A 6,880-nucleotide genomic window follows, 5' to 3' on the forward strand; every position below is an offset into this window, starting at 1 on the left:
ATTATTGATTGTCTGGCCAAACCTTGTCGTAATCAACACCAGTCAAATCCTTAACCGTCTCGGCAACCTTAGGATCCACATCCTTTTTACGACCACCGTTACGTAGACGATCTATTTCACCTAACACAATGGCGTGACTCTGTTTATTTAGCTTGAAGGTCAAAGCAACTAATAATGCCAAAATAATCAAACCGCCAGTACCAAATAGTAGGATGTTGGCGATCGCATGCTGAGCAACTATTGGTTCAGATGTTGCATTTTTGACAAAATGACTCCCATCCAAGATGAAACCGACGGCAATCGTCGCAACCGCCACCGTCGACTTACGCGTGAAGCTCATGACGGCAGCAAAGATCCCGGCCCGCCGGCGCTTTGTCACAATTTCATCCAAATCTGGAATAAAGGGAAAAACATTCCATGGCGTAAATTCAAGAGTGGCGCGCCCGATTTGGTAAATCAATGAGACAAAGAAGAGAATCAGGATAATATGATGGCTGATATGGAGCTGGAAACAAACATAATAAGCAATTAGCATCAGTAACATCAATCCGTAGCCAGTTATATAAAGGAACTTTGGCCCATACTTGACCATGGCAAATCCAGCAACAATGGTTACGAGCAATCCAATCAGAGAAAGGGACAACATGTTAGCGGCCACTGTCGCTGACAATCCTAAACAATAAATGCAGAAGTAGGCAAATACCGTATTGAATGTATCCTTTCCCGTAAAGGAAAATAAGTAAATCAGTAAGTGCTTCCGGAAACTCTTAATTTTCAGAGTGGAACCATAGTCTTTCAGCAGGCCCCAAATTCTTTGACCCATACTCCCTCTGTTAACGGCATCTTTCTCAAGCTCTGCCGCCATTTCAGGTGTCACTGGTTTTTCCCAAGTAACTGCGTAACAAACATAAACACCGATAACAAAGATAATCGCAAACATAGTTCCATTTACTAAGAACGGTACCGGACTATTCTGGCCAAGAATGGCAAACAGCTGGCCCGGAATAAAGGTAGCTAAAAATGTTGCCCCTGCTGAGATAAACATCCGAGCAGAAGATAATTTTGTTCTCTCGTTATAGTCATCGGTCATTTCGTTTGGTAAAGTTTCGTACGGAATCATCATGGCACTTGAGATGACCTCAAAAATCATGTACGTTGCAAAGTAGTACCAGTAATTCATCCCCGCAATCCAAAGCGTTATGTACAACAGCATTAGTGGCGACCCCATCAGCAAGAAGAAGTGCCGACGTCCGAACCGCTTGCCTAACTTTGTCTTGTAGAAATTATCCGTTAGGCTTCCCATCAATAAACTGCAGATTGCATCGGCCACTCGAGCAGCCCCAATAATTGAAGCACCCTGAACTGCAGTTAAATTACAATATGAGGTGTAGAAGAAAAGCATCCAAGCACCGATGATCGTCATCGAGCCACCGCCGACAAAATCAACAATACCGTAACCTATGCCACGCCATACCGTAATTTTACGTGGCGTATAAACTTTGTTCCTGCCCATTCTTTCAGCTCCTATCTCTAGATTTTCGACTTAAGTCTGCCAACTCATAAGTTCTCGTTAAGCATAAAATCCGATAAAAACGCCGTCAATGAAGCGCTTACACGTTCAAGCCTTCAATCACAATGTAAGTGAAGCCCTGCAAGGTAACTGGGCTTTTATTTATTTTTTCAAGCACTTGATAAACCTGTATATTTGATACAGCCAATATGTATATCCGTCTAACTAGTTTCAGTTAACCTGCTCAAAATGTCTGTCTCTCCACCCACAAAAGCCTAACTCAGTCGTGGTGCTGGTGACCAACTGCTCACGAACCCTCCACTGATCATTGCTAAGAAGTCCGCCACTTCATCTATCCGGATTGTTTTGGCTTGGTTATTTAAACGTTCCCATAGACTTCTCCCATCCCCCGGCCCCGGCATCAAGTCTAGGGCCACAAACTGTAAAACATTTACGCCCAGACCCTCGACCTTAGCCAAGCTGACTTTGAGCCCTCGAAGGACTTAGCCGACTAAGATAGAAGTCATTGGTCGGTCACTAAACATACTGGCCAGCGCTTGTCCTCCTTGGTCACCGTGCCAATTAATTATTTTCCATGAAAATAGTTTCAACAATCCAACTCGTCTAACGTTACTTCACCGAGTTTTTTTGTTAAACTACGGGTGATAGCGATTTCATAGTTTTCTATGTCTCACGCCGTTTCCACTAGTTTCCAAGAAGAACTACTTTGCTTTCATGAAAACTAGAAATCGTGTAATCGCTGTTTTCATAGCATTGCAACCGGTTGTCTAAATTTTAAATTCTTGGTTTAAAAAGGTCGCGTTTCATTAAAAAGAAGCGTATAATAACTTTTGAAGTGGTCTAGACATGCTTTTTGCTAGGCAACTCGCGGATTCCCGGATGGTTGCCCCCACCCGTGGCTAACCGATAGCGACCTTCAATGTTTTTGATTTGTAGACACTGCTCATATAACGATTTTAAATTTAAGGAGTGACGATCTCGTGGCAACTGAACGTAAAGCTGTATTCTTATTCTTTGGTGGTACTGGTGACTTAGCTTACCGGAAGCTCTATCCAAGTCTTTTCAATCTTTATAGTAAAGGTAACTTGCGGTCCCATTTCGCCGTAATCGGGACTTCCCGTGCAAAGATGGACGACGATAAGTTCCGTACTGCTATCAAGAAGTCTTTGGCAGATAGCGGTAACCGGACGGACTCTAAGGAAGCAAATGACTTCGTTTCCCATTTCTACTACCAAGACCATGATGTTACTGACACGGCTCACTATGCTGTTCTGAAGGAACTGATGGACAAGTTAGATAAGAAATACAAGGCAGAGGGTAACCGCATCTTCTACCTGTCCATGGCGCCTCAATTCTTCGGCACGATTGCCCAAGATTTAAAGACCCAAGGCTTGCTGTCTGATGCCGGCGATGCATTCAACCGCCTCGTCATCGAAAAGCCATTCGGTCGGGATTACGATTCCGCTAAATTATTAAACGACGCCTTAAGCAAGTCCTTCGACGAAGACCAAATCTTCCGAATCGACCATTACTTAGGTAAGGAAATGATTCAAAACATCGAAGCGCTGCGTTTCGGGAACACTTTGGTTGAATCTCTGTGGAACAACCGTTACATCGACAACATCCAAGTCACGTTATCCGAAAAGCTTGGCGTTGAAGAACGGGCTTCCTACTATGACAACAGTGGGGCTCTGCGGGATATGGTCCAAAACCACATCATGCAAATCGTTTCCCTGTTAGCTATGGAACAACCTGTAGCCTTCACCGATACTGATATCCGAGCTGAAAAAGTTAAGGCCTTACGGAGCCTGCGTGTTTACAACGTCGCCGATGCCGCAACCAACTTTGTTCGTGGTCAATACGGTTCAATCAACGAACAAGCAGACTATCGTCATGAAGACAATGTTCCTCACGATTCAACGACTGAAACGTTCGTTGCCGGAAAGTTGTTATTCGACAACTACCGTTGGTCTGGCACCCCATTCTACATTCGGACTGGGAAGATGCTGGCCGACAAGTTCACCCGGGTTGACGTTGTCTTCAAGCGGCCATTAGTGGATATCTTTGCCTTTCCACAAAGTCAAAATACCCCACTGGCTGCCAACGTCTTAACGATCTTCGTTGAACCACACGCTGGTTTCTCTCTGCAACTGAATGCCAAGACCAACGACACCGGCTTCTCAACGGAACCCATCAAATTGGACTACTTGGTCGACGCTCAGAAGTCTAAGGATACGCCAGAACCTTATGAACGTCTGTTACACGACGTCTTAAAGGGTGATGGTACCAACTTCTCCAGCTGGCCAGAAGTTTCCTACGCTTGGAAGTTTGTGGACCAAATCCGTCGTGTTTGGGACTTACAAGAACCACAATTCCCTAACTACACGCCACATTCCATGGGACCTGCCGCCGCTGAAGAATTGATTCAACGCGACCACCGTGAATGGGTCTACCGATTAAACAACTAAATTTAGACGAAAACGTCGACCACCCACTACTGGGTGATCGACGTTTTTAGTTGTTATGTCGGTTGTTGGCCACGACTATCAGGATTTCACCAATCATCGGACTACCTACAGCCAATTACATTTTACTCCGCCATTCGTAAGGCTGTTTTATCCATTCGAATGTGAGGAGAGCCGTTGAAATTAAAGACAGTACCTAACGCGTGATAGCCAAACTTTTCATAGAAACCGCGCTTGTCGATCTGAGCTTCAATGCTAATCAGTTCCCCCGCATAGTGCCGCTGAATCTCGGCTTCGATCTGACCGATTAGCTGCCGACCAACGCCTTGTCCCCTGACTTCCGGAATCGTCAGAACGCGACCAAACGTAACATGTCCATTCTCTCTGAAGATTCGCGCGTACGCCACTAACCGATCACCCCGAAAACCCAACACATGGCGGGCAATGGGATCGATTTCATCAATTTCCTGGTAAATCCGGTCCTGGGCGATCACAAATGTTCTAATACGTTCATATGCAACTTTATATAGTTCTTCGCTGGATAAATCATTAAGTACGCCAACATGCCATTTAATCATCAAATCATTCTTTCTTCGTGTTATAATATGTCTATCAGTATCGCGCATTTTAATTTCAAATGCAACTAAAAAGGAGAAAATATGGCAAATTCTTTTCGGAGTATCGGTCTGATCGCCCGGTCGACCTCAATTATTGGGAACCAACTTTTTCAGCGTGACGACCTTCAAAACAATCAATTCATCTATTTAATGCGGATTTTTGAGAATCCCGGTATCACCCAGACTGAACTGGCCGATCAGCTCCACGTAGACCGTTCAACCTGCCTGAGAACCGTTCGCAAACTGATTGAGCATCAATACGTGGCCCGACAATCCGATGCCGCTAACAAGAAGCTACGGCCTCTGATTGCCACAGACAAGGGCCGCGCCATCTACCCCGAGCTGGAAGCCTACGAGCAACACATCTTAGCTATTGGGACTCACGGTCTCTCCGCAGGTGAACAGCTTATTCTCGAGGAATTATTGGGGAAAGTTGCGGCTAATGTTAGAGACTATCAGCTGACTCAAGACTAGTTGCGTACGGCTTAACGAAATTTTTTTACAAAAGCGTAAATTATTTTGAAAAAAAGCAGTCAAATGAGTTCCCTTTTAATTTGTTCAATGCTACACTAGGAGTTGGTAAAACCGAAATCAATCTTAACAAAGTAAAGGAAGGTTTCTAATGGCAGAAAAAGCTAATATTGGTGTTGTTGGTATGGCTGTCATGGGCAAGAACTTAGCCCTGAACATTGAAAGTCGCGGGTACACGGTTGGGATCTACAACCGTTCCTCCAGCAAGACGGAACAAGTTATGAAAGACCACAGCGAAAAGAAGTTAGTTCCAAGTTACACGGTGGAAGACTTCGTTAAGTCTTTGGAAACGCCACGGCGGATTCTTTTGATGGTTAAGGCTGGTAAGCCAACTGATGCCGTTATTCACGAACTGCTTCCTCTGTTGGACAAGCATGATGTCCTCATCGATGGTGGGAACACGAACTTCCATGACACGATGGCTCGTAACGCTGAACTGGACAAGTCCGGTATCAACTTCATTGGTATGGGTGTTTCCGGTGGTGAACTGGGTGCCTTACAAGGTCCTTCCTTAATGCCAGGTGGCCAAAAGGAAGCTTACGACTTAGTTGCCCCAATCTTGGAAAAAATTGCCGCTAAAGCTGACCAAGACGGCAAGCCATGTGTATCTTACATCGGCCCTAACGGTGCTGGTCACTACGTTAAGATGGTCCACAATGGTATCGAATACGGTGATGAAGAGCTGATCGATGAAAGCTACAACATCATGCGTAACGTTGCTGGCATCTCCATTGACAAGATGGCTGACATCTTCAAAGAATGGAACAAGGGTGAACTTGACAGTTACTTGGTTGAAATCACTGCTGACATCCTGACTCGTAAGGATGACTTAGGCGATGACAAGAACTTATCCATTTTGGATGCTATCTTGGACCGTGGTAACAACAAGGGTACTGGTAAGTGGAGTTCTGAAGACGCCTTAGACGTTCAAGTACCACAATCAGTTATCACTGAAGCTGTTTACGCACGTTACATCTCTATGCTTAAAGACGAACGTGTTAAGGCATCTAAAGTCTTGGCACCTGCTGAAAAGCAAGGTAAGGTTGACACCGGCGACGAAACTGAATTCGTTGAAAAGGTTCGCCAAGCCCTCTTCTTTGGTAAGTTAATGAGTTATGCTCAAGGCTTCGAACAACTCCGGTTTGCTTCTGAAAAGAACAACTGGGACTTGAAGTTCGGTGAATTAGCACAAATCTGGCGTGCCGGTTGCATTATCCGGGCCCAATTCCTGCAAAAGATTACCGATGCCTTTGACAAGGAACCTGACTTAACCAACTTACTCTTTGATGACTACTTCAAAGAAGTTGCTGCTAAGTACCAACAATCAACGCGTGACGTTGTCGCTATGGCCGTTCAAGCTGGTATTCCTGTACCTAGCTTGTCAGCTGCTATCACTTACTACGACAGCTACCGTGCTGAAGTCTTGCCAGCTAACTTGCTACAAGCACAACGGGACTACTTCGGTGCTCACACTTACGAACGTCGTGACCGTCCTGGTGACTTCCATTACTCATGGTACGAAGAACAATAAATCATTAAAACCGATTGAAAAAGACGCCGTTATGGCGTCTTTTTTGTCTTGTCTTGGACGCTCACACCATAGAAAAAGGGTTCTAAAATATCTGTTGTTGGTAATCAAATGAATTTGATTACTGGCAACGGATATTTTTGTATAATCAAAGAATGTAAAAAAATGTACAAAAAAGGGATATAGTCGCAGACCTATATCCATCCAC

Annotated in this window: 6 protein-coding genes; 3 read left to right on the forward strand and 3 right to left on the reverse strand. The window is 44.7% G+C overall.

The window, feature by feature from the left end:
- Position 1 precedes the first annotated feature (1 nt).
- Both ACKTSF_RS09935 and ACKTSF_RS09940 read right to left on the reverse strand, forming a co-directional pair.
- Positions 2-1,513: an MFS transporter gene (locus tag ACKTSF_RS09935; protein WP_407889014.1), complete on the reverse strand. Its 1,512-nt coding sequence runs from the start codon at positions 1,511-1,513 to the stop codon at positions 2-4.
- 272 nt (positions 1,514-1,785) lie between these two features.
- Entirely contained in the window at positions 1,786-1,989 is a 204-nt protein-coding gene (locus ACKTSF_RS09940; RefSeq protein ID WP_407889016.1) for a hypothetical protein, read from the reverse strand.
- Between the two features lie 522 nt (positions 1,990-2,511).
- Here ACKTSF_RS09940 and zwf point away from each other — a divergent pair.
- Complete coding sequence (gene zwf, locus ACKTSF_RS09945) at positions 2,512-3,999, forward strand: glucose-6-phosphate dehydrogenase (RefSeq protein ID WP_407889018.1); 1,488 nt, start codon at positions 2,512-2,514, stop codon at positions 3,997-3,999.
- A gap of 122 nt (positions 4,000-4,121) precedes the next feature.
- Here the strand turns inward: zwf and ACKTSF_RS09950 are convergent, their stop codons facing one another.
- On the reverse strand, positions 4,122-4,574 hold the full coding sequence (locus ACKTSF_RS09950) for a GNAT family N-acetyltransferase (protein WP_407889020.1): 453 nt from the start codon (positions 4,572-4,574) through the stop codon (positions 4,122-4,124).
- Between the two features lie 81 nt (positions 4,575-4,655).
- Between ACKTSF_RS09950 and ACKTSF_RS09955 the strand changes: the two genes are divergently transcribed.
- Complete coding sequence (locus tag ACKTSF_RS09955; RefSeq protein WP_407889022.1) at positions 4,656-5,087, forward strand: MarR family winged helix-turn-helix transcriptional regulator; 432 nt, start codon at positions 4,656-4,658, stop codon at positions 5,085-5,087.
- Positions 5,088-5,235: 148 nt separating this feature from the next.
- A complete protein-coding gene (gene gnd / locus ACKTSF_RS09960; RefSeq protein WP_407889024.1) occupies positions 5,236-6,675 on the forward strand; it encodes an NADP-dependent phosphogluconate dehydrogenase in 1,440 nt (479 codons plus the stop codon).
- Positions 6,676-6,880: the final 205 nt, after the last annotated feature.

Source organism: Levilactobacillus muriae (assembly GCF_045862015.1).
Lineage (GTDB): Bacteria > Bacillota > Bacilli > Lactobacillales > Lactobacillaceae > Levilactobacillus > Levilactobacillus muriae.